This is a genomic window from bacterium (assembly GCA_021372615.1).
GTDB lineage: Bacteria > Armatimonadota > Zipacnadia > Zipacnadales > UBA11051 > JAJFUB01.
Genome location: JAJFUB010000169.1, coordinates 60,915 through 83,125 on the forward strand (window position 1 = coordinate 60,915; position 22,211 = coordinate 83,125).

17 protein-coding genes are annotated in these 22,211 nt (G+C 67.5%); 2 read left to right on the forward strand and 15 right to left on the reverse strand.

Annotated elements, in window-relative coordinates:
- Positions 1-2: 2 nt before the first annotated feature.
- Positions 3-614 carry a DUF4276 family protein gene (locus tag LLH23_23715; protein ID MCE5241484.1) on the forward strand — a complete coding sequence of 204 codons (612 nt, stop codon included), beginning with the start codon at positions 3-5 and terminating at the stop codon, positions 612-614.
- Positions 615-641: 27 nt separating this feature from the next.
- On the opposite strand, the gene LLH23_23720 is transcribed toward LLH23_23715, so the two are convergent.
- From LLH23_23720 to LLH23_23760, 9 genes are all read right to left on the reverse strand, one after another.
- A complete protein-coding gene (locus LLH23_23720) occupies positions 642-1,559 on the reverse strand; it encodes a transketolase (GenBank protein MCE5241485.1) in 918 nt (305 codons plus the stop codon).
- Positions 1,560-1,583: 24 nt separating this feature from the next.
- Positions 1,584-1,976, reverse strand: coding sequence for a helix-turn-helix domain-containing protein (locus tag LLH23_23725; GenBank protein MCE5241486.1), 393 nt, complete (start codon positions 1,974-1,976; stop codon positions 1,584-1,586).
- A complete protein-coding gene (locus LLH23_23730; GenBank protein ID MCE5241487.1) occupies positions 1,969-2,355 on the reverse strand; it encodes a hypothetical protein in 387 nt (128 codons plus the stop codon). The genes LLH23_23725 and LLH23_23730 overlap by 8 nt, the downstream gene beginning before the upstream one ends.
- A gap of 39 nt (positions 2,356-2,394) precedes the next feature.
- On the reverse strand, positions 2,395-3,225 hold the full coding sequence (locus LLH23_23735) for a transketolase (GenBank protein ID MCE5241488.1): 831 nt from the start codon (positions 3,223-3,225) through the stop codon (positions 2,395-2,397).
- A gap of 258 nt (positions 3,226-3,483) precedes the next feature.
- The gene (locus LLH23_23740; protein ID MCE5241489.1) at positions 3,484-6,939 is read right to left on the reverse strand and encodes a DUF6067 family protein; all 3,456 of its coding nucleotides are present in this window, start codon (positions 6,937-6,939) and stop codon (positions 3,484-3,486) included.
- Between the two features lie 140 nt (positions 6,940-7,079).
- Complete coding sequence (locus tag LLH23_23745; protein ID MCE5241490.1) at positions 7,080-7,853, reverse strand: LamG domain-containing protein; 774 nt, start codon at positions 7,851-7,853, stop codon at positions 7,080-7,082.
- 161 nt (positions 7,854-8,014) lie between these two features.
- The gene (locus tag LLH23_23750; GenBank protein MCE5241491.1) at positions 8,015-10,375 is read right to left on the reverse strand and encodes a hypothetical protein; all 2,361 of its coding nucleotides are present in this window, start codon (positions 10,373-10,375) and stop codon (positions 8,015-8,017) included.
- A gap of 157 nt (positions 10,376-10,532) precedes the next feature.
- On the reverse strand, positions 10,533-11,141 hold the full coding sequence (locus LLH23_23755; protein MCE5241492.1) for a 3,4-dihydroxy-2-butanone-4-phosphate synthase: 609 nt from the start codon (positions 11,139-11,141) through the stop codon (positions 10,533-10,535).
- A 73-nt stretch (positions 11,142-11,214) separates the two neighbouring features.
- Positions 11,215-12,165, reverse strand: a complete 951-nt coding sequence (locus LLH23_23760; GenBank protein ID MCE5241493.1) for a DMT family transporter — start codon at positions 12,163-12,165, stop codon at positions 11,215-11,217.
- A 260-nt stretch (positions 12,166-12,425) separates the two neighbouring features.
- On the opposite strand from LLH23_23760, the gene LLH23_23765 reads away from it, so the two are divergent.
- Positions 12,426-14,696, forward strand: a complete 2,271-nt coding sequence (locus LLH23_23765; GenBank protein ID MCE5241494.1) for an exo-alpha-sialidase — start codon at positions 12,426-12,428, stop codon at positions 14,694-14,696.
- Positions 14,697-14,888: 192 nt separating this feature from the next.
- On the opposite strand, the gene LLH23_23770 is transcribed toward LLH23_23765, so the two are convergent.
- The 6 genes from LLH23_23770 to LLH23_23795 form a co-directional block, all read right to left on the reverse strand.
- Positions 14,889-15,536, reverse strand: a complete 648-nt coding sequence (locus LLH23_23770) for a hypothetical protein (protein ID MCE5241495.1) — start codon at positions 15,534-15,536, stop codon at positions 14,889-14,891.
- 36 nt (positions 15,537-15,572) lie between these two features.
- Positions 15,573-16,658: a lysophospholipase gene (locus LLH23_23775; GenBank protein MCE5241496.1), complete on the reverse strand. Its 1,086-nt coding sequence runs from the start codon at positions 16,656-16,658 to the stop codon at positions 15,573-15,575.
- 59 nt (positions 16,659-16,717) lie between these two features.
- Positions 16,718-17,929 (reverse strand): DegT/DnrJ/EryC1/StrS family aminotransferase, encoded by a 1,212-nt coding sequence (locus LLH23_23780; GenBank protein MCE5241497.1) that lies wholly within the window; start codon positions 17,927-17,929, stop codon positions 16,718-16,720.
- A gap of 19 nt (positions 17,930-17,948) precedes the next feature.
- Positions 17,949-19,481 carry an ankyrin repeat domain-containing protein gene (locus LLH23_23785; GenBank protein MCE5241498.1) on the reverse strand — a complete coding sequence of 511 codons (1,533 nt, stop codon included), beginning with the start codon at positions 19,479-19,481 and terminating at the stop codon, positions 17,949-17,951.
- An 82-nt stretch (positions 19,482-19,563) separates the two neighbouring features.
- Positions 19,564-20,769 carry a glycoside hydrolase gene (locus LLH23_23790; protein ID MCE5241499.1) on the reverse strand — a complete coding sequence of 402 codons (1,206 nt, stop codon included), beginning with the start codon at positions 20,767-20,769 and terminating at the stop codon, positions 19,564-19,566.
- Positions 20,770-20,771: 2 nt separating this feature from the next.
- On the reverse strand, positions 20,772-22,211 hold a 1,440-nt coding region (locus tag LLH23_23795), incomplete at its 5' end, for a hypothetical protein (GenBank protein ID MCE5241500.1).

Consider the following 22,211-nt stretch of genomic DNA (forward strand, 5'->3'; position numbering starts at 1 on the left):
GCATGCATCTGGAGGTTCTCCTGGAGGAACCATCGGCCGAAGCAGCCCTGGACAACCTGCTGCCTGCGCTGCTACCTGAAGGCACGACATGGCGTTTCCACGTGTTCAGTGGGAAATGGGATCTGCTACGCCACCTAACGAGTCGTCTCAGGGGCTACGCGACTTGGCTGCCAGATGACTGGCGCATTCTCGTGCTGGTCGACCGCGACGGTACCGACTGCGAACAGCTCCTGGAGCGACTCGAGCGGAGCGCCGCAGCCGCTGGCTTGGCCACGAAGTTGAGCCACCGTGGAGGCAGGTTTGCTGTGCTCAACCGCCTTGCCATCGAGGAACTGGAAGCGTGGTTCTTTGGCGATGTGGAAGCACTGAGTCAGGCCTACCCCGGCGTGTCCCCACACCTGGCGCATCGCCGGGGCCTGCGGAGCCCTGACCAGATCGCCGGCGGCACATGGGAGGCGCTGCAGCGCGAACTCCAGCGTGCCGGCCACTACCGCAACACGGGCCTGCCCAAGATCGAGGTGGCCACCAATGTGAGCCGACACATGGTTCCAGCGCGCAACACCTCGCGCAGCTTCAAGGGACTCGTACTGGGCCTGCGCGCCCTGATGGCGTAGGGTCCCGACTGCCCGAGAGGCTGGCCCCTACACCATCCTGCGCACCGCCTCCACCACGTGCGGGGCCGTCAGGCCGAACTTGTCCAGCAGCCACTCGTGCGTGCCGACCAGGGAGACGTACTGGTCCGGCAGCGCCAGGCGCTTGAACTTCCTGGGAGCTACGCCCTCATCGCAGAGGACCTCGGCCACCGCCGACCCCAGGCCGCCGCTGAGTTGGTGCTCCTCGATCGTCAGGATGCCGCCCGTCTCCTGCGCGGCCCGCACGATCGCCTCGCGGTCAATGGGCTTGACGGTGTGCATGCTGATGAGGCGGACGTGGATGCCCTCGGCGGCCAGTTGCTGCGCGGCGGCGTGGGCCTGGTTGACGATGGTGCCGGTGCCGATGATCGTCAGCGCGTCGCCGTCCTGCACCTGCAGGGCCTTGCCGAACGCGAAGTCAATCGGCCCGCTGTGCACCGCTGGCTCCTTCTTGTAGCCGCAGCGGTAGTAGACCGGGCCGTCGTGGGCGATGGCGGCCCGGGTGGCCTCCGCCGCCTCGGCGAAGTCGCACGGGGCGACCACGATCATGTTGGGCAGAGCCCGCATGATGGCGAGGTCCTCGGTCGCCTGGTGGCTGACCCCCAGCGGCCCGTACGCCAGCCCCCCGCCGATGATGACGATCTTGACGTTCGCATTGTGGTAGCAGACATCGTTGCGGATCTGCTCCAGGCAGCGCAGCGTGGGGAAGTTGGCGATGGAGTACGTGACCGCCAGGTTGCCCTCCATGGCGATGCCGCAGGCCACGCCGGTCATGTTCTGCTCGGCCACGCCGCAGTTGAAGAAGCGTTCGGGATAGGTGTCGCGGAAAGGCTCGATCTCGCCATAGCCGATGTCGGCCAGGACCATGTAGATGCGCGGGTCCTCGGCGGCGAGGTCGAGTAGGACCTTATTGAAGACGCTTCTCATGGCAGACTCCCCGAAGTAGGTTGTCTAGACGACGGCGGATTGCTTGCGGGCGGCAGGACGCGCGGGCTTCGCCGGCGCTTGCCTGGCCCGCGTGCGCGTGGGCTTCGGTTCGCTGTACAGCGGGTCCGGGTAGGGCCTCATGGCAAAGGCGAGTTGCAGGTCCAGGGCATGGCACAGCCGGAAGGCCGTGCGGAGGGTGATGTTCTCGGGGTTGTTGAGCACACGCGAGACGTAGGAGGGCTTGAGCTGGGCGCGACGAGCCAACTCGGCGCGGGTCACGCCCTGGCGCTCCATGCCCTCCAGGATGGCCTGCGTGTACTCCATGATGGCGTACATGAACCCCTCGCCGGGGACGCGCCGGGCATTGCGCTCGAACTCCTTGGTGTAGTCGTACAGTACGCGCGGGGCCTTACTCATCTTGGCTGATCCACTCCTGTCGAAGACGTGCGACACGCTCGAAGTCCTGTCTGGGCAAGGACGGCCCGCTCTTGACGCGGTGCAGGCACAAGACCAGTTCGCGTCCGCGCAGGAACCCCAGCAAGCGATGGTCGCCCTTGCGCAGTTCCCACTGGTCCTCCCAGGTGCGTATCGCCCTGAGCCACGTGGCAGGCGCATGATGGAAGTTGTCAGCGCAGAACAGCAGTATCCTGCGCACGTCGGCGTACAGGTGCTGGTCGGTGCGCAGCGTCTCGCGGAGGAACTCGTAGACCTCGCTGTGACTGTCAACCGCGAGGGCGAACACGATGACCTGTCGGCCCTCGACCAGCGGGATGACTTGCAGTGTGTGCTCATCCATGATAACTTATAAGTTAACTCCCGTCAACGCTCCCTTCGCTCACGACGGCTCGCAGCCCACCATCGCCAGCGCCCGCTGCAGTTCCTCGTCCGTCACGCTGCCATAGTGGCACGCCACCGTGCCCTCCATCCAGTCCACGCACTTGCCCTTGGTCGTGTGGCAGATCAGCCAGCTCGGCTTGCCGGGGGTCCAGGGGACCTGCGACAGCTCGCGGTCTAGCTGCTCGACGTCGTGCCCGTCTATCTCGCGCGGCTCCCAGCCGAAGTCACGGACCTTGGCGCTGAAGGGCTCCAACTCCAGCACGTCGCCGACCTTCCCGAGCGCCTGGACGCGGTTGTAGTCCACCATCACGGTGAGGTTGTCGAGTTGGTGTTGGGCGGCGAACAGCATCGCCTCCCACGAGGAGCCCTCGTCGCAGTCGCCATCGCTCATCAGGCAGAAGACGCGGTGGGTCTTGCCGGTGCGCTTGGCGGCGACGGCCATGCCGCAGGCCACCGGCAGCCCGTGCCCGAGCGACCCGGTGGAGAACTCCACGCCGGGCACGTGGTGGCTGATATGGCCCATGAGCTTGCCGCCGTCGCGGTAGTAGCCCTGCATCCACTCGGCGGGGATGAAGCCCTTCTCGACGAGCGCGGCATAGACGGCGGCCCCGCCGTGGCCCTTGGACAGGATGAAGCGGTCGCGGTCGGGCCAGTCGGGGCGGTCGGGGTCCACGCGCAGGATGCGCTCATAGAGCACGGCGAGGATCTCGGCCATGGAGAGCATGGAGCCCACATGTCCGGACCTGCCGCGGTGGGTCATGCAGAGGCAATGGCCGCGGATACGGCGGGCAAGGTCGTTGGCGGCGGGGATCCAATCGGGGGAGGGCATGGGATCATCTCCAGTCATCAACGCTCCGGCGCGGTCGGCCGGTGGGGAGTTCGGTGCAGGTCGGGGGAGCACCTGCACCGACCGTGAGGAAGGGGAAGCGACGGCGGGGACCCAGGGCTTACGCCCTGGGCTACGTTCTCCCGCCCGCTTCGCGGGCTCAAGGCACCACCCCCGACACCCGACCCGCGCCCCCCGATGACCAGCCCGCAGTCGCGGTTCCCAGTCCCAATCCCCAATCCCCAATCCCCAATCCCCCCCCTACTCCCACACCACCACCTTGAAGTCATGCTTCTTGAGCGCGAAGGTCACTGTTCCGGCAGCGGGGGCTGGCAGCGGGGTGGCTGTCTCCAGGTCCTGGGGCTGCAGCGTTGCCGGGAGCTTCAGGGAGTCGAGGTCCAGCTTCACTGTGGCGTTGCCGCCCTCGCCGTAGTCCGTCACCACTGCCAGCGCCTTCTGGCCCCGCACCATCACGATCGCCTTCGCGTTCACGCCCTCGACTTGCAGCGGGAAGCCGTCGTCCCAGTAGTTGTAGACGCGGCAGTCCGGCTCGCCGTAGCCGAAGTCGAACAGGCGGCGGTACAGGTCCCACAGCTCCTTGGGCTGGTAGTCCCAGGCGCGTAGCTCGTGGACGAGGCACACGCCGGTGCGGGTGCGGTTGAGCCAGGGCTTCAGCTCGTTCGGCGCGGAGTAGTAGCCCCCCGACAGGATCAGGGGGATGTTGCCGCACTGCCGGCCGATGGTCTCGGCCACCGTTAGCTCCGGGGTGAAGCGGTCCTGGAAGTCGCGCTGGCCGTACTGCCATTCCCAGTCCAGGTTGATGTTGGCGAAGGCCAAGACCGGCACCAGACAGGTGTTGGTCATGTGGACGACGTTGGCGAAGACGGGGCGGCCCTCCTCGTGGAAGAGGAAGGCGGTGCGCTTGACGAGATCGCGCATCGCCCACAGGCCCATGCTCGGGTGGACCTTGCCGTTCTCATCGGTCCACGCGCCGCCGGCGATGGTGTTGAAGTTGCTGGACAGGTACAGGTTGTCCCAGTAGATGCCGTCGAAGACCGTCATCATCTCCTTGTAGTACCACATGGCCATGTCCTGGTAGCTACCCACCGGGCACACGTCGTAGGAGATGGCGCCGGTCGTGGCGCGCTGGTAGTAGGGGAACTGGAGCCATTCGTCCTGGAAGGTCGGCCACTCGGGAATGTCAAAGCCCGAGCCGCGCGGGTTGGTATAGGGGGCCAAGAGCCAGCCGTCCTTGCGCGGGGTGCTGGCCGCGGTGTGCATGCCGGCGCGGATGTGGTTGTTGAAGAAGGTCCAGCGTTCGCTCCCCGGTGCGGTGAAGCGCTTGTACTTCTCCAGCCACTGCTTGACGAAGTCCTCGTTGAACTGCCCGTCATTGCGCGCCTGGCTGAAGGCCTGGTAGATGGAGAGGTCGTGGTCCAGCGGGATGAGGTTGTAGCTGAGGGCGCCGTAGTAGTACGAGGCCCCCAGGATGGTGAAGGGCTTGACCATCGGGCCGGGGGCGGAACTGTTCAGCCACCGCCGCCAGCTCACCGGGCTTTCCGGCATGGGCTTGACCGGCGTGGCCTGCAGGCCGAACTCCAGCGTACGCGGCTGATCGAGCGACGTGGGCTTCGTGATGAAGTTGACCCGCAGCGTCAGCACGCCGCCCTGGCGCACTAGCTCGATCATGGGGGTCTTGTCGGCGAGGCTGTAGCCGCGGTCGGAGTCGGCGAAGAAGGCGAGGCCGCGCTCCCCGCCGCCCAGCCACAGGTACGGGTAGAACGTCCCGACAATCTCGTTACGGTTGCCCTTCGAGGAGTCCCAGACGAGACCCTCACCCGCGGGCGTGAAGCCCGCGTAGTTGAACCGCAGGCCGTCGCCACAGGCGTGCATGTACTTCATCTGCGCGTCGTCGAGGGGGATCTCCAGCGCGAGGCGATCCAGCTGGACGCTGCTCGCCGGCAGGCTCAGGGCCATCTTCGCCATGCCGTCCTGGTCCCACTCGCTGCGCAGTGTCGCCCGAGCCCGGCCCAGGGCGAAGTTGACCGAGGTGACGGTGAAGTCGTCGCTGCGGCTCACGGTCTCGAGGTCGCCGGGCTTGACCGCGAGGTCGCGGCCGTCAGCGGCGGCCACCCAGCGCATGGGCGCCTTCAGAAGGGGTCGGCCCAGGCTCGTGACCTGGTCCCACACGCCGGTCCCGCCGAGGGTATGGTCACGCAGGACCGTGCCCAGCACCTTGCCCTGCAGCGTGATCGGCGTGAAGGGCGGGATGACGCGCCGGGAGAGGCCCATCTGGTTGTGCTCCCACGGGAAGACCTGGCGCTCGTAGAGGCCCGTCACGGGTCCAGTGGGTACGCCGTCGCCCTGCAGTGTGACCGAGACAACATACCGCGTCAGTACCGCGGGCAGCTCGCCCGCGCGGGCAGGCGAGGTCGCCTGCCCTACTGGCTTGTCAAGTTCAGGCACGTCCAGGATCGTCTCAGCTACGTAGTCCCGGAACTGCAGGTCGGCCTGAACGGCGGGCCGGCTGGTAGCCGGCCCCTCCGACGGCCCGAAGGTCAGCTTCGCCCCGGTCACCTTGTCGCGCGAGGTGAGGCTGTCAATGGCCACCCGCACCTTGAGCTTCCGGTAGTAGGGGTACACGGCGAACTGCAACTGGATGGCCTGCTTGTCCTCCTTGAGCGTGGTCCAGCGCTCGGCGGGCACCTCCAGCTTCCAGACGAAGTCGCGCAGGTAGTAGACCTTCCGCTCGTCGGGCGAGGTGACCCGGATGATCGTGTGGTGGTCGCCCTCGGGACCGCCGTGGGGCGGGTTGAAGGTGATCGTCTGCCTCGCGCCGGCCGCCAGCTTCAGGTTCTTCTGCATCTCGGTGGCGGGGTTCCGGCTCCAGGTGTCGGACAGGAAGGCCTTGACCTGGAGGGGCCGACCGCCCGCCGCGGGATTGGCGACCGACACCTCGATCCGCGGCGCCTTGTCCCCGCGCAGGCTCAGCACCTGAACGACCGGCGCTGCCGGGTCGAAGGTGATCTGCGGCATGGTGGGGACGTCCTCGTAGGCGGCCGTCACGCCCTCCCAGCGGCTCTGGTCCCAGCCGCGCTGCCAGTTGCGGCACACACGCAGTCCCCACGGGTGCCGCAGGTCGGCCTCCGTCGCGCCGAGGGAGGCGAACGGAATCGCCATCTCGACTTCCCAGTAGCCATCGGCCAGGCGGTTCTGGAACTGCCAGGGCTTCAGCCGCCAGGCGGTGGTCATCGGGTTCTGGGGGTTGCCGGGGTCGAAGCTGCGGTCGAACATCGCGCCGCGGCCGTTGACGATGAGGTGGAAGTAGCGCCGGTCGCCGCTGGTGAGGCCCAGGTGGGGGTGAATGACCAACTCCACACTGTCATCGTGGAGGGCCGCCGTGATGTCGCGGTCGCCGTCGGGCACCGCGCGGTTCAGGAGGTCGCCCGTCGGTGGCAGCTCCATCTTCAGCGCCAGGTACAGGTGGCTGCTATCGGCCCCGACCCAGAAGATGGCCTCGCGCGCCGCCAGCTTCATGTCGTACTGGCTGTTGAGGCCGATGGTGCGCGCCGCCCCGGCCCATTCCGCCTCGCTGATCGTGCCGTCTATGGTGGGAGGCGTCTGCATCAGCGGGAACGAGAGGCGCGGCAGCTCGAGAGCGGCGTGCAGCGGCAGGACGGAGATAACGAGCAGTGCGATGAGAGCGATCGTGCGCATGGTCCACACTCCCGATGTCTGGGATCCCGACCCAGTAGCGCGGGCGGTCTAGCCCGCGCGCCGTCAGACGGGGCAGGCGAGGCCGCCTGCCCTACGGGGCCGTTCGGACGCCTGCTCCGGATGGCAGCCGGGCCGGCGCCTCAGCGCGGGCAGAGGGCCTCGTACAGCGCCTTGGCCTCGGCTGTTGAGAGCGGTCGGCGGAAGAAGGTCACCTCATCCACCAGCGTCTTCTCCCCACCGTTCGCGCCAATCAGGATGGCCCCGAAGTCCTCCGCCCGGGGCTTGCCCTTGATGGTGCCGGACTGGAACTCGCCGCCGTCGAGGGAGCAGGACATCGTGGGCCACGACCAGTTCGCCACCAGCAGGCGCCACTGGCCCAGCGGCCAATCGCGCGTGCCGTACATGAGTGACCCGTTACCGACCGTCTTGTTGAAGAGCAGGAACTGCACGCCTTCCTGGCGCTTGAGCGAGGCGCCCTCATACCACGGCCCCTGGCGCTGCATGTAGAACGTGGAGTTGGTGGTCACGGTGAAGATCGTGTTGCCGCCGAGCACGTGGGTCCAGGCGACGGGGCAGATCCACAGGGCAACCGCGCCCTGGGTGTCGAAGGTCGCGTTGCCGGCCCGCGGGTAGATGCCCGCGCCGCTGCCGTCCCCCGCGACGAGCGCCTGGCCCCGCAGCCCCGGCTCGAACCTGGGCGTGCCGGTGACCGTGGGCTTGTACTCGCCAGCGGCCATGTCCGGCACCAAGCTCCCGGCGTCGAAGGTCACCTGCAAGGTGGCCCACTCCATGAGTTGGCGCAGTTCGGGGACGGCGAAGTAGGGGCTCTGGCGCGGGTCGTCCTGGGCGGAGGCGAGCGACAGGGGCCCGCTCGGCAAGCCGAGGCAGCAGGCGAGTACGACGAGTTGCCGCATGTCAGGCCTCCGTCTGTAGTGCAGGCTTCCGGCCCGCCGCCCGCCCCTTCGGGCGAACGGCTGTGGGAGCGGTCACCGACCGCGATAGTGGCCAGCCGGTCGCGGTCGGTGACCGCTCCCACGCCCTCCTCATCCCCTCATCCCCTCATCCCGCCGTCCCGCTACTTCCCGCCCATCGTCTCATAGCCTCGCCAAGGCTTGCCGATCTCGTCCTGGAGGTGCAGGCCCAGCCAGGCCAGGATGCTGGTGACCAGGGAGCCGTTGTCGGTCGCGCGGCCAACCACGGCCTTGTCGCGCTGGAGGAAGGCCTTCCACTCCGTCTGCGTCACGTACAGGTCCGTGATGCCCTGCAGCCACGCGGCGAACTTCGGGTCCTGCTCGACGGTCGTGTTGTACTCCAGTAGCTCCCAATACAGGTAGGGGCCGACCCAGAACTCGCCCGGGATGCCGAACTGCTTGCCGCGAATGACGCAATTGTCGGTGACGTAGTGGTAGGCGAGCTTTGTGGCTTCGGCGGCCACCCGGGCCTCTGCCCTGTGGCCGAGCTTCTGCTCCAGCATGAACTCGCCCATCGTCCCCTCGCCGATGTACATGTTACCCAGGAACGTGTGGCAGCCACCCTCGACGATGTCCTCACAGCCCCAGTCGAACCAGCCGCCCTTGGGCTCCATGCGCTCCCTGGCCCACGCGGTAGTCTCGCGGAGCATCGTCAGCCACGACTCCGGCACGGGCTTGCCGCACAGGGCCATGGCATACGCCACGTACGAGACGCCGGCCATGGCGCGGCCGGTGTAGACCTCGCACTGGCGGCCCTCCTGGTGGTAGAGGGTGCGCTTGAGTGGCGTTGTCTGCGTCGGGGTGTACGGGGGGTAGCTGAAATGGCGCAGGACGTGCGCCCGGTCGCCGACCTGGTCGGTGGCGTTGCGCACGATGAAGTCCGCCGCCGCCGCTGAGGCCTGCAGGAGCTTCTGGGTGTACCGCTCCCGGCCCTTGATGTTGCGATAGTAGCAGATGGCGCGGGCAATGGGCCGCACCCATTCGCCCACCTGGTTGCTGTCGCGGCTGGCGCTCACCCAGCCCATCTCGCCCAGCACGTCACCATGGTTGCGGGTCAGCTCGTTGGTGACGATCTGCACCCCGCCGTCCGGGTCCTGCATGTGCGCGATCATGTAGTCGAGGCAATCGGAGAGCAGCTTCTCGGCGTACGCGAGGCGCTCCCTGTCGCCGGCCCGCCGCAGGGCCTCACAGGCGAAGACCAGGCCGGTGACGCCCGCTTCGAGGCCCTCGGTGTTCTTGCCGCTGTCGCTGCACCACTGCCGCAGCCACAGGAAGTACGTGTCCTTGTTCAGCGGGTCGTAGGTATGCGGCAGCGCGATGCGGCCATGGGTCATCAGGCCGCCGTAGACCTTGTCGGCGATCCACTCGACAGAGCCCAGGCGCAGGCACAGGGCGGTGTAGGCCATGGTCTCGCCGGGCTTCCGGAGGTAGAAGTCGTCCGCCCCGACGCGGCCGCCCGTCAGGGGCTTGCCGGCGCGGGTGAGGTCAGCGGTCAGCAGGTAGTAGCCGGGCGCCAGGCCCCCGAGGGGGAACTCCAGCGGCGCCTCGGCCGTCTGCCCGCCGGCGATGTCCTGGCCGAGCGTGGCCGTCGCCGTCGTCACCTTGCGGGTGAGGATGTTTGTGGCGCGCCAGGTGATGGTGTCGGTCGGCAGGAGGGGGCATGCGGCGCCGGTGGTGAGCTTGAGGCGGCACGCCAAGGCGGACGGCTGCCGGCTGGAAGCCGGCGCTCCTACGGCACCGGCCTGCCCGCTGGAAGCCGGCGCCTCCAGAGGGGGTACCAACGTCCAGTCCTCGGCCTCGCCGGTGTAGAGGGCCAGGGAGCACTCCTTGGGGTCCAGGTACTTCTCCAGCGGCAGCGTCTTCTGCAGGCGGAAGTCGTCCACCGTGAAGGTCATCTGCAGCTTGTCGGGATACTCGTCCTCGCACAGGAACAGGTGGGCCAGCGTCACCTGGTCCAGGTCGGCGAGCTTCGAGAGGCTGAACCGCGCCTGGACCCATTGCCCGGCGGGGAAGGGGCGGATCAACTTGTTGAAGGTACACTTGCCTGCCGTGTGGACGATGAAGCGGATCGGGAAGAGCTTGGGCGGCTTCGGGGCGCCAGCCTCCTGCCCGCGAGGGACGTCCACCCGGATCTTGAAGGCGATGCTGTCGTACCCGCGCCAGTCCTGCGGCGGGGAGAAGGTCGTCTGGCATGACGGCCAGCCGGCGGGGTACTTCGCCCCCGGCGGGCCTTGCAGGTCAATGTGGGCGGAGAAGGCCAGGGCCTGCTTGCCGGCGAGAACAGGTTGGGGGACCATCGCGACCGAGGACTCCGGGCCGCCGCCGGCCGTCCAGGTGGCCTGCTCGGTCAGGAAGTCCAGGTCCTTCTCCTCGATGACCCGGACGTTGTCCTGGGCGAAGCCAAGGCAGGGGAGGAGGCACAACAGGGCGATGGCGGGGGCGCGGAGCGATAGCAGACGGGGCATGGTGGCCTCCTTGCAGGATGCAGGGAGACATTCGTCGGGAGGGAGGTGGGGTCCTGCCGGGAGGGGTCGCGGTCGGTGACCGCTCCCACGTCGGCGGGTGGGTGTATGGTCGCGGTCGGTGACCGCTCCCACATCTGGCCCGGCCAGCAGCTACCCGCTACCGGTCGCCATACTCCGCGACGCGCTCGACCGTCACGGCCGCGAAGCCGTACTCGCTGATGATGTCCTGGAGCACCTGTCCACGCGCCATGTGACCATCGGGGGCCAGCATCTCGCACATGACGACCGCCGGGACGAGGCCGGCGGCCCGGGCCAGGGCGACGGCGCCCTCCGTGTGGCCGGCGCGCTGGGCGATACCGCCGGGCGACGCAGCCAGGGGGAAGAGATGGCCCGGGCGCATGAAGTGCTCCGGCCGCGCGGCCGGGTCGGTGAGGGCGACGGCGGTGGCAGCCCGGTCGAAGGCCGAGACGCCGGTCGTGGTGCCGATGGTGTAGTCCACCGGAGCCGCGAAGCGGGGCCAGTTGCTGCCCGTGTTCGCCGGCTCCAGCAGCGGGATGCCCAGTTCCTCGAGGCGGGAGGCGAGCATGGCGATGGTGACCAGACCCCGGGCCTGGGTGATCATCAGATTGAGCTTGTCGCCGGTGGCGTACTGGGCCGCCAGCAGCAGGTCGGCCTCACCCTCGCGTTCGGGATGGTCGAGCAGGGCCACGAACTTCCCGGCTTGCAGGGCGGCGATGGCTTGTTGGACATCGTCAAAGTCACTCATCTGCGTCCTCGTAAGGCCTGCGGAACGGTCGCGGTCGGTGACCGCTCCCACGGGTGAGGCCGGTCGCGCGCCTTCAGCCGCGTTTGGCGTTGCTGGCGATGTAGACGCCGCTCAAGGTGATGATGACGCCCAGCGATTGCAGCAGGCTGGGCGCCTCGCTCTTGAGGGCGCTGCTGAGATACGGGCCGAAGTAGCCGACGATCAGCGCTACCGGCGGCACCAGGTACTGGAACAGCATCGTCTTCGAGGAGCCGATGACACGCACGCCCCGGTACCATACCACGAAACCGTAGACGCCTGCCAGCCAGGCGAAGTACAGCGTGCAGGCCCAGCCCATCGGCGCCAGGTGCATCCAGTCCGTCCGCGCGAACTGGGTGAAGCCGATGGGGATGATCATGAGGGCGCCCAGCGTGTGGGCCCAGGTCGTGACCTTCAGCGCCGAGTAGTGCTTGAGCAGGGGCCGGCTGAAGATGGCGTACGAGGCCCACAGGACCGCGGCGGCGATCATCACCAGGTCGCCCTTGATGTGGGTCTCGGGGATCGAGGCCGAGCCGTTGCCGCCGAAGATGACCAGCGAGATCCCGGCGAAGCCGAAGACGACGCCCGCCAGGCCCATCTTCGAGAACTTCTCATGCCCCAGCAGCGTGGTGATCAGGAAGGTGAAGATGGGGGCGCTACTGATGAGCAGGGCCGACTCGCCGGCCGACGTCCACTCGATCGCCTTGGCAAACAGGTACTGGTAGACGCCCACCGTGACGAAGGAGAAGATGATGAGGTGACGCCAGTGCTCGCGCCGGATGTGCAGGTTGCGCTCGGCCAGCAGTTGCAGGCCCAGGAGCATTGGCACCATCAGGATATACCGGGCGGTCAGCAGCCCGGGCACGGTGAAGTGGTAGCCCTTGTAGAGGATCTTGAGGGCCACGAAGTTGAAGCCCCAGGTGAGGGGCACGGTCGCCAGCCAGACGTAGGTGGAGGCCACCGAGGGCTTGCGGGCCGCGGGCTCGTGCGTAGCGTGGGCGGACATGGGAGATCCAGACGCAAAGTCAGCGCCCCGGTGTGGGAGCGCCGTAGGGCTGATTATATGCCGGGCGGTGGGGGGACGTCAACGGGACGTGCGCGGTCCGTCGGGCGGGGTGTCGGCTGCGCCGACACCCCGCCGTGGCCCTCTGGCCGCGCTCCAACGGCAGGTCGCGCCGCCGGGCAGGGGACAGCGCCTCCGGCAGCGAACGGGTCCGGACCGATAGGCTACAGGCGCGTTGACTCACCTGCCCAGGAGGACCACCCATGCACACGCCGCTCCCCGTGCTGTCTGCTGTCGCTTGCGCCTTGCTGGTGGTACTGTGCGCCATCCCGGCCCAGCCGCAGGCCGCCGCCCCCGCGACCATGGACTTCGTCAAGGCGGGGGCCGATGCCAACGCCGTGCTCATGGGGCCGGCGTGGACGGCTGGCGAGGGCTACCTCGAAGCCGTCGGCAAGTCCGACCTGGCTCAACGGCTGCTGGGGCGGTGTGTCATCGGGCCGGGTGACTTCACGATCCAGGCGCGCCTCGCCATCTTCAAGCTCGCCAGCAGTGCCGCGGTCTTCGGTCTGGGCGACAGCAACTACTTCGGCTTCGCCGGCGGCCATGGCAAGGTCTTTCTGACCGGGCCACTGTACAACAACGCCCGCGGGACGGCCATCGGGGAGCCCACGGACTTCATGCGCGATGGGCAGCCGTTCGACTTCGTCGTCACGCGCGCCGGCGACCGCCTGCGCATCACCATTGACGGCAAGCCGGTGCATGAGCAGCCGGTGGGGCCGGAGGCACTGGGGGCGCCGGGCTTCGTGCCCTACCGGGCGACCATGCGCCTCTACTCCTTCAGCGCCACGGGGAACTTGCTGCCCTACCAGGCGCCCGTGGTCCCCGCCGCCGACCGTCCCAACATCGTGCTCGATCCGCGCGTGAAGGCCGTGCCCGGCCTGCCGCAGGGGCCCTTTGTGCGGCTCAAGGACGGCAGCCTCTTCACCATCGAGGGCGCAGACGCGCTGACTTCGCGCGATGAGGGGAAGAGCTGGCAACGGCGGCCGCTGTTCGCGGCGGACTCGAAGCTGCGCGTGCGACCCGAGCGGGCGCTGCTGCGCACTCGTGCCGGGACGCTCGTCCTGGTCTTCCTGGACGATGCCGCCCTCCACTACTCGTGGGACAAGGCCAAGAACCTGCCCCTGCCCGACATGCGCCTGCCCGCCTATGCCATCCGCAGCCTGGATGAGGGACAGACCTGGACCGACCAGTTCACGCTCACCGATGGCTGGTGTGGCTGCGACCAGGATATCATCCAGACGACCGACGGCGCCCTGGTGGCGCCCAGCCAGGAGTTGCTGTTCGACAAGGGCCGCCATGCAACGGTGCCGTACATATCGCGCGATGACGGGAAGACGTGGACGCGCACCGACCGCATCCTGGACATCGGCGGCCAGGGCGACCACGCCGGGGCCATCGAGGGGACGCTGGAGCAACTGCGCGACGGGACGATCTGGCTGCTGCTGCGCACCCCGCTGGGCGCCTTCTACGAGTCACGCTCCAGCGACGGGGGACAGACCTGGAGTGAGGTGAAGGCATCAGCGATCCCGGCCACGTCCGCGCCGGGGAAGCTCAAGCGGCTGAGCGACGGTCGCCTGGCGCTGATCTGGAACAGCCTGCCCAACGTCGGCTACAAGACGCGCGAGGAGCTATCGCTGAGCTTCTCCGAGGACGAGGGCAAGACGTGGACGCCGCCCCAGCTCATCGCCACCAATGTGGGCTCGCGCCTGTCTTACATCCACATGTTCGAGCGTGCCCCGGGCGAGCTGTGGGTGACCACCATGCAGGGAGGGTTGCGTGTGGTGCTGCACGAGGCGGACTTCCTCAAGCCGCTGCCCACTGTCGTGGCCTTCGGCGACTCGACCACGGCGCGGCGGGAAGGCCTGACAGTGTACTCGGAGCTGCTGCGGCGGGGACTCTTCGAGCGTGGGACACCGGCCACGCTCATCAATGCCGGCGTGGGCGGCCACAGCACTGCCGACGGGCTGGCGCGGATGCAGCAGGACGTGCTGGACCGCAAGCCCGCGGTGGCGATCATCCAGTTCGGGATCAATGACGCCGCCATGGATGTGTGGAAGAACCCACCCGCGACGGCCCCGCGCGTACCGCTGGAGCAGTATCGGCGGAACTTGACCACGATGCTGGACAGGTTGAAGGCGAATGGCATCGCGGCGGTGCTGATGACGCCGAACCCGATGGCCTGGTCGGAGCAGACCCGCAAGCTCTATGGCAAGCCGCCGTACGACCCGGCCAACCCGGACGGCTTCAACGTGCTGCTGCGCGACTACGCGGCGGCGGTGCGGGAGCTGGCGCAGGAGCGGCAGGTGCCATTGGTGGACGTGTATGCGGCCTTCGAGGAGGCGGCGCAGGGGCGTGAGGGGGGTGTGGCGACGCTCCTGCTCGATGGCATGCACCCGGCGCAGGAGGGGCAACGGCTGGTGGCTGACAGGCTGTTGGAGTGCCTGCCGCGCGTGCTGGCCGAGCGAGGGAAGTAGGGGGAGACGGCTGGCGAGGACCCAAAAGAAAAGCAGCCGGTCCACAAATGCGATATCCGGGGGGGAGCGAATATCGGGGGTAGTGGACCGGCTGCAAAACTGGCTGAGTTGTGGTTGGAACTCCTTGCCGCTCTTACTCTCTATAACGTTCGGCAAGTCTACAGGGTTCCAACACGAGGGAGTATAGCAACATTACCTGACCGATGCAAGAGGTCTTTTTGTGAATTTCTGAAAAAAACAGGGGCCTTCTCCAGACCACACGCCAGCCTCGCCAGGGCCCAGCGGTTGGGGGTCAGTACACCGCAGCTTCTTCTCGCCATCCACGAACACTGTGAAGTCGCCGCCACGGGCAAACAGACGCACATCATGGAAGGCGGTGGGGCTGACGGGGAACTTGATCAGGCCCGTCTTGGCCCACTTGCCGCCGGCGAACTTCCACAGGTTCAGCCCCTCAGCATATAGCACAAGACTATACATCTCGCCGGCCACATCCCCCTGGCGTTGCACGCGGAAGATGATCGCCGGCGCGCCCTTGCGCTCGAAGGCCATGCTGGCGCGCAACGCCACGTCGGCGGCGGAGAAGTCGCGCAGGAGCATCGTCGCCACCCCGATTCCGTCCTTCGCCGCCACGATGTCCTTCTCGCTGGCGCCCGGCGGAAGGGTGTTCTCGATGTAGCCCTCACGCTGCACGAAGGGCACAATGGCCGGGAAGCGGCCCTCGCGCACCGGGCGCCAGAGGCTGCGATCCCAGTTGCCGAAGTCCACCTTCACCGTGTCGGCAGCGAAGACCGTTGTGGCCGCCAGGAGCAGGCAGCCGAGTACGAGACGGGCGCGTCGCATGCAGTGCTTCACTTGATCGTTCACTCTCCTGCTCACCTATCTGCCCCGGAGATGCTGGTCGAAGAAGGCGAAGGCTTTGCGGCCACTGAACTCGTGGCCACCTGCGAAGGTGTCGGCGACGAGATGGTCTGCTACGCCCTGGTCGCGGTAGATGCCCTTGAGCGCGCGGAAGGCCCGGCGGAAGCTCTGGATGGGGGCGACGCCGTCCTGGTCGGCCGTCGTGACGAGCAGCGGCCGTGGGCAGATCAGGGCGCATACATCGTCCTGCTCGAAGTACCGCAGGAGCGACGGGACGTAGTTGCAGTTGCAGTGCGTCACGTCCACGATCTGGTCGGTCCAGTACGAGAAGTAGCCCTGGATGCTGGCGGCCTGAATGCGGGTGTCCACGGCGGACAGCAACTCGGTGGTGTGCCCGCCGCCCGACAGGCCGACACACCCGAGGGGCGCCTGGCCCTCGCCGGGGCGGGCCTTGATCCACGTGATCAGGTGCATGGCGTCCTGCACCCGCAGGCCGATGTCGGTGGTGCCCAGCAAGATGGCGCGGGAGTTGATGTCCACACACGAGCAACCGGGCGGCGGCGCCTGCGGGTTGACCTGGTAGCCCTCGACTGAGCCCGGGTTGTCCCAGTCGCAGCGCTGGGCGAAGCCCCGCTGGGTGGGTGCGTAGACGAGGTAGCCCCGGCGGGCGAACTGGGCGCCATAGTCATAGTGGGCGGTCCGGTTGCTCTCCTCCTCGCCGTAGCGGTCCTTCATCACCCCGGAGACGTGGTCGGCCCCGTACATGCCATGGCCATGGAGAGCCAGCAGGATGGCGTCGGGCTTCGCCATGCCGTCGGGGACGAGACGGTACAGGAAGATGTGGTCGCCGAAGGGCGACTCGAGCGCCCACTGCTCGCGGGTGAAGCCCTCGACGCGCTCGGAGGCGAGCATCCAGGCCTTAGGCTTCGTCACCCTGGCGGGCCAAAAGCCGAGCAGCTCGCGCAACTTCTTGCGGGCCTTCTTCTGCCAGGGGGCGAAGTGGTCCTTCGCGCCGGTCTCGTCATACCCCAGCTCGCGGGGCATGGCGGCGGTCCACTGCTGCAGCAGCTTGATGGTGGAACGGAAGTTAGGCTTGGGGGGCATGGCATGGTCTCCTGTAGTGGCGCGATTTATCGCGCCCGTGGGCTCGATGAATCGAGCCGCTACGCCCGCTTCTCCATCACCCCGCGCAGGACCTCACAGTTCCTCGCCACGGCCTCGTCGTCGTTCCAGGGCATGACGCCGAACATGATGAGCTGCTGAGCGGTGGCTTCCGCCTGCGGGCACACGCCCTGCTTGTAGTGGACGTAGTCGGGCAGCGGAATGCCGATGGAGGTGCGGCGGGCAGCCTCCATCTGCTGGTAGCAGGCCTCCAGGTAGTTGATCTCGGCGTACCGGCCGACGCTCCCACCGGCCTCGCTGACCCACTGTGCCACCTCGGCCGCACTGAAGCCTGTCGCCGGGTCCACCATGACCGGGTAGGCCCAGTAGTTGGGCACGGTGTCGGGATAGGGCTGCGGTAGCAGCAGGCCCGGCGTGCCGGACAGGGCCGCGGTGAGGGCGTCGGCGACCTGCTTCCGGCGGGCCTTGAGGCGCTCGATCTGATGGAGCTGTCCCAGTGCCGCCGCGCCCTGCAGGTTGCTCATGCGATAGTTGTGGCCGAAGGCGAAGTGGCCGCGCGTCAGCAGCGGGCCGACCGGCGGCGACGAGGGCCGCGCCACACCGAAGCGATACCAGGGCATCCCGCAGTTGCAGAACAGCACCGTGCGTTTGTACGCTTCCTCGTCATCGGTGGCGATGATCCCGCCCTCGCCACTGGTCAGGTGCTTGCTCTGTTGCAGGCTCCAGCAGGCGGTGTCGCCGATGGTGCCGGTGAGCTTGCCCTGCCACACGCCGTCGTAACACTGCGCGCAGTCCTCGACGACCTTGAGGCCGTGCTTCTTGGCGACTTGCAGGATCGGGCCCATGTTGGCGGGCTGGCCCCACAAGTGTACGACCACGACGGCCTTCGCGCGTGGCGTGAGCGCGGCCTCGATGGTCTCCGCGGTCAGCACGAAGTTGCGCGGGTCCACATCGGCGAACACGGGCACGAGGCCCAGGCCGACGGGGGCGATGCTGGAGGCGATGAACGAGCACGGGGTGACGATGACCTCATCGCCCGGCTCCAGGCCCAGCGCCGCGAGGGCGGCTTCGTTGGCACAGGTGCCTGAGCAGTTCGCATGGACATAGCGCCGGCCGAGGTGGGCGGCGAACTCGTCCTCAAACATGGCGACGGGGCCTTCATCGCCCGCGCCGCGCCACAGCTCCTGCGAGTCCACGACCGCGCCGATCAGTTCCTTCTCTTCGCTGCCGATGTAGACGTACTTGTCGCTCATGGTGTTACCCCTGATGTTGTCACTCAGTCGCGCCCTGACGCCGAAGCTTGTCCACGAGATCGTCCCGCTTGGCGTGAAGGACGAGTCCCAGCGGCGTCACGCCTTGCGCGTCACGGGCGTTGACGTCCGCCCCCGCCTTGAGTAGGACATCCAGCGCCTCCGAACGACCCGTCATGATCGCCCCGAGTACGGCGCAGTGTAGCGGTGTCAGGCCAGCGTTGTCCCTGGCCGGCACGCTGGCTCCCTTGTCAATCAGGAACTGGACGAACGCTCCCCGCCCCAGTGACGCTGCGACGTGCATGGGCGTCCTACCGGCCTTGCACGTGGCGTTGACGTCGGCGTGAGCATTGACCAGAACCTCAGCTACGGTAACCAGGCCGGCGCAAGCGGCCTCGTGCAGTGGCGTCTCACCATCCCGATTCCGGGCATTCGGGTTCCCACCCGCCTTCAACAGATTCCGCAGCACTTCCGGCATGCCGCTCAGTGCGATGTGGTGGAGCCACGTCTCACCGTCCGGGCCCGGCACGTTCAGCGTATCGCGAACGTCAATGTATACCCTCGTCACATTCTCGGCCGGGTCAGCGCGTGTCGGCCTGGGCTCCTCCGTCGGCTGAGTGGGTGTCGGTTTGGGCTCCGCGGCGTCAGCGAGCCCCCGCACTGCCACGAGCATCAAGCCGGTCACGTCCTGGTTGCCGCTCTCCAGGCCCAGCTTGGCCGCGGTCGCTCCGGCGTTGTCCTTGAGGGTGGGGTCTGCGCCCTTATCCAGTAGCAGCGCAACGGACTCGGGATCCCCAACGGCGGCTGCCAGGTGCAATGGGGTGTCTCCACGTTCGTCCGCCACATCAACCCTAACACCCTGGTTCAGTAGCACCTCCACCATGCGAGGGTGCTTGCCTTCGGCAGCCTGGTGCAAGGCCGTACGCCCCTTGACTTCACGCATGTATCGATCCAGGGTTAGGAACTGGGCATTGACGTCGACGCCGCTGCTGATCAGTTTGCCCACAGCGTCTGCATTCTCCATCGCCACTGCCCACAGTAGTGCTTCACCCGCATTCTTGCCGCCGGCCCCCGCGGAGATCAACAACCCGACGAGTTCCGGCGCCTCGGCAAGCGCCATCTTGAGCGGGGTCAAGCCTCCGCGCTGGGTGGACATGTTCACGGCCGCACCGCCTGCCAGGAGCAGCTCAGCGGTCTCGCGGTCCCGATTGTGGACGGCGATGTGTAGAGGGGCGTAGCCGCTGATCGTCCCGGTGCCTCTGTAGTTGCCGTCGTACGTCCTGGAGTCGCGGATGTTCGGGTTGGCACCGGCATTCAGGAAGGCGGCAACTGTTGGCCGGTGGAAACAGGCTACGGCGATGTGCAGGGGCGTCCGGCCGAGGTTGTCCTGCTCGTTGATCCTGGCGGCGTACTTCTTGACGGTCGTGCGGAGCTCATTGTCGGTCACAGAGTACGATGCAGCCAGATCATGCAGTGGGTTGGCCCGGGCGCGACCAGTCCAGGTGAGGCCGATGGACAGCGTCAGGAGCAGGCAGGAGAAGAACCGCTTAGTCATGCTGACACCTCCGCAGCGTGGGATTGGCGCCGTGCTGTTGCATAGCTGTTCGACTACCGCGTCTTACGCACCTCTCGCGGTCTCATGTGGGGCTACGCCACCGCGCCAGCCGATGGAACGTCAACCGATTCGCGTCATGGAAGTTGTGCGCACCGTCGTAAGCCGTGCGGACCAGATAGATGATGCTGTCGCCGTCGAACTGCCAATCCACGTACTGAAAGCCCGTCAGCCGCACCGACTGCTCCCACGGCAGCCCCAGGTCGTCCTCGATGAGCGTCCGCCGGTGGGTCCAGTGGATCAGGTCCTCGGAGGTGTGCAGGCTGAGCACGTTGCGCTGGCTGGCATAGCGCGGGTCGGTGTTGTTGTTCGAGAACGTCAGGTAGAGCCCGGTCTGCGGGTCGCGGCGGATCGTGAACTTGGTCATGCCACCGGGGAAGTCCATGATCCGCAGGAACTCCTGACGCAATGCCCTCACCCCCGGCCCCTCTCCCAGGGGGAGAGGGGAGAACGGCTTCGCGCCCGATGCCTTGCACCCCTCTCCCCCTGGGAGAGGGGCCGGGGGTGAGGGTATCACCCGCAGCACCACCGCCTTGTCCGCCAGCGGTGCGGAGTGGAGGCGCAGGATGTTCCAGATCTCGCCCTCCGGCGTCTCGACGGCATTCCCCTCCAGAAAGCCCGGGCCGTCCAGCGGCGGCCAGTCCTCCGGCAGCCACGCGGTGTCGAAAGGCACGCTGTTGCTCATGACCCAGTTGCTCGCATCGAGCAGGTCCGCGTCCTCCGGGCAGGCGAGCATGAGCGACTGGAAGCCCACGCCCCAGCGGGCGTCGCGGCAGTCCTCGAAGGCGCGGTAGATCCAGCCGTCCTTGACGAGCATCGGCATGGGCGCGCAGTGGTAGTTCGGGTTGTCGTGGTAGACGCCACCGCGGAAGAGCAGGCCGCTCTTCTCGTCGCCCGCGTGGGTCCAGGTGTTGCCGCCATCCTCGCTGCGGCGGATGACGATGGAGCCGTACTGCTGCGACACGCCGAGCAGATAGATGGCGCCGCGATGAGCGAACAGGTTGCTCCAGTACTGCCCGGCAACATGGGTCAGGTTCATCCACGTCGCGCCGTCGTCGCGCGAGCGGTAGACGGAGAGCAGGTGCTCCTCGCGCTCGTGATTGCGCGGGCAGCCGGGGCCGAAGTAGTCGTGGGTGGCGAGCAAGTCGCCGTTGTCGAGCCGCAAGAGGCTGGGGCTACCGATGTACGTCTTCGTCGCTGCGTCCTGGAACTTGATCTCGTTGAAAACCATTCCTACAGCCTCACTCGATATACGTGAACCGCGTACGGTCCGAAGGTGTCCGCGATCTTGCCGCCCGTCGTGGCCAGGCTCCGGCTCTCGAATAGGACTTCCGCCCGCGCCCCGAGCGGGAGGCCCGGCACGGCCAACTCCTGGCTCCCCAGGTCCTGCTCGTTGGTGTGCGCTACGAGGACATGGAGGTCCTTCCCGCTCCGGATGGCGCAGGCCCGGAGGCAGCCCTCGGGGCCGGCCTGGAAGCGCTGGGCGTCGTACGCCGGGTCGAGCAGGATCGGCGTCAGCGTCTTGATCTCCGCCACGAGCTGCTTCATCATGGCCCACAGCTCGGGGTGCTCAAGTACCTTGAAGCGCCGGTCATCGTACACGTACCAGATCAGACCGTTGGCGCCCTCGATGAGCGCCTGGTAGGTCATGCTGCGCTCCTGGGCGGGGGTGGGCACGTTCCAGGGGCCGTCGGTATAGCCGAAGCACTGGGGGACGATCCATAGCGGGCGCTGGCGCTGGACCGCCTCGCGGGCCTGCGCCGTCTGCCGGGCCACCGCGATGGCGTTCTTGCGGCCGCCGGAGACCGGGTAGGGGTCGTTGGAGAAGACATCCACGTACGGGGCGTACTTGAGCAGCACCGCGGCGTTGGCGACCGTCGTGTAGAGCGGGTGGCTGGCGTCGGTGTCGTAGAGGGCGTCAATGTTGCGGCCGACCTGCTCGGGCGGCACATTGGCGCAGTCGGGCTCGTCCCCCGAGTTCCAGGCCAGGATGGCCGGATGGTCCTTGAAGCGCTGCAGGGCCGGCGAGCCGGCGCCGATGCCCTCGGGGATGACATGCAGCCCCAGGGCGCGGGCGCGGTCCAGCACCGCCTGGAAGTTGTCCAGGTTCGTGCAACTGGTATGCACGGTGTTGAAGCCGGCGGCAGCGAGGTCCTCCACGCACTGGAGCATCTGCTCCTTCGTCGCCGCCCATGCCACATGGTACATCCCCAGCGGGAAGAAGGGCTTGCCCTCCACGAAGCAGACATTGCGGTCGTCGAAGTACACCTTAGGCCGGGGGTGCAGGACGAACGGGGAGCGGACCTCAGCCAGCTTCTCCTGGCCCTGGCGCAACGTCGCCAGCAGGTCGTACTGCCCGGGAGGGAGAGAGGGGAGAGGCAGCCCATGGGTCAAGGTCGCGGCCTGCGGCCGGATCGTCACGGCCTGGCCTGCCTGTGCCCCGACTGGCTGCAGCGTCACCGCCAGCTGGTCCAGCCTCCCCTGCAGCTCCGGCGCCAGGTTCAGGCTGGCCGTCACCTGCGGGTGGGTGGCGAGGACGTGCCGGCGGGTCAGACGGACCGTGAGCAGTTCGGGCACCGCGACCGGCGGGTGCAGCGTCAGGAGGGTCTCGCCGTCGCGCGACAGCGTGAGGGTGCTGTCATAGACGCCCCGCTTCGGGAGCGACAGCACCAG

Excerpts from the sequence above, each read along its gene's own strand:
- LLH23_23785 (MCE5241498.1), bottom strand. The coding sequence starts at position 19,481 with ATGACTAAGCGGTTCTTCTCCTGCCTGCTCCTGACGCTGTCCATCGGC.
- LLH23_23790 (MCE5241499.1), bottom strand. The coding sequence starts at position 20,769 with ATGGTTTTCAACGAGATCAAGTTCCAGGACGCAGCGACGAAGACGTAC.
- LLH23_23775 (MCE5241496.1), bottom strand. The coding sequence starts at position 16,658 with ATGCCCCCCAAGCCTAACTTCCGTTCCACCATCAAGCTGCTGCAGCAG.
- LLH23_23760 (MCE5241493.1), bottom strand. The coding sequence starts at position 12,165 with ATGTCCGCCCACGCTACGCACGAGCCCGCGGCCCGCAAGCCCTCGGTG.
- LLH23_23720 (MCE5241485.1), bottom strand. The coding sequence starts at position 1,559 with ATGAGAAGCGTCTTCAATAAGGTCCTACTCGACCTCGCCGCCGAGGAC.
- LLH23_23745 (MCE5241490.1), bottom strand. The coding sequence starts at position 7,853 with ATGCGGCAACTCGTCGTACTCGCCTGCTGCCTCGGCTTGCCGAGCGGG.
- LLH23_23765 (MCE5241494.1), top strand. The coding sequence starts at position 12,426 with ATGCACACGCCGCTCCCCGTGCTGTCTGCTGTCGCTTGCGCCTTGCTG.
- LLH23_23755 (MCE5241492.1), bottom strand. The coding sequence starts at position 11,141 with ATGAGTGACTTTGACGATGTCCAACAAGCCATCGCCGCCCTGCAAGCC.
- LLH23_23740 (MCE5241489.1), bottom strand. The coding sequence starts at position 6,939 with ATGCGCACGATCGCTCTCATCGCACTGCTCGTTATCTCCGTCCTGCCG.
- LLH23_23735 (MCE5241488.1), bottom strand. The coding sequence starts at position 3,225 with ATGCCCTCCCCCGATTGGATCCCCGCCGCCAACGACCTTGCCCGCCGT.
- LLH23_23780 (MCE5241497.1), bottom strand. The coding sequence starts at position 17,929 with ATGAGCGACAAGTACGTCTACATCGGCAGCGAAGAGAAGGAACTGATC.
- LLH23_23770 (MCE5241495.1), bottom strand. The coding sequence starts at position 15,536 with ATGCGACGCGCCCGTCTCGTACTCGGCTGCCTGCTCCTGGCGGCCACA.
- LLH23_23725 (MCE5241486.1), bottom strand. The coding sequence starts at position 1,976 with ATGAGTAAGGCCCCGCGCGTACTGTACGACTACACCAAGGAGTTCGAG.
- LLH23_23750 (MCE5241491.1), bottom strand. The coding sequence starts at position 10,375 with ATGCCCCGTCTGCTATCGCTCCGCGCCCCCGCCATCGCCCTGTTGTGC.
- LLH23_23730 (MCE5241487.1), bottom strand. The coding sequence starts at position 2,355 with ATGGATGAGCACACACTGCAAGTCATCCCGCTGGTCGAGGGCCGACAG.
- LLH23_23715 (MCE5241484.1), top strand. The coding sequence starts at position 3 with ATGCATCTGGAGGTTCTCCTGGAGGAACCATCGGCCGAAGCAGCCCTG.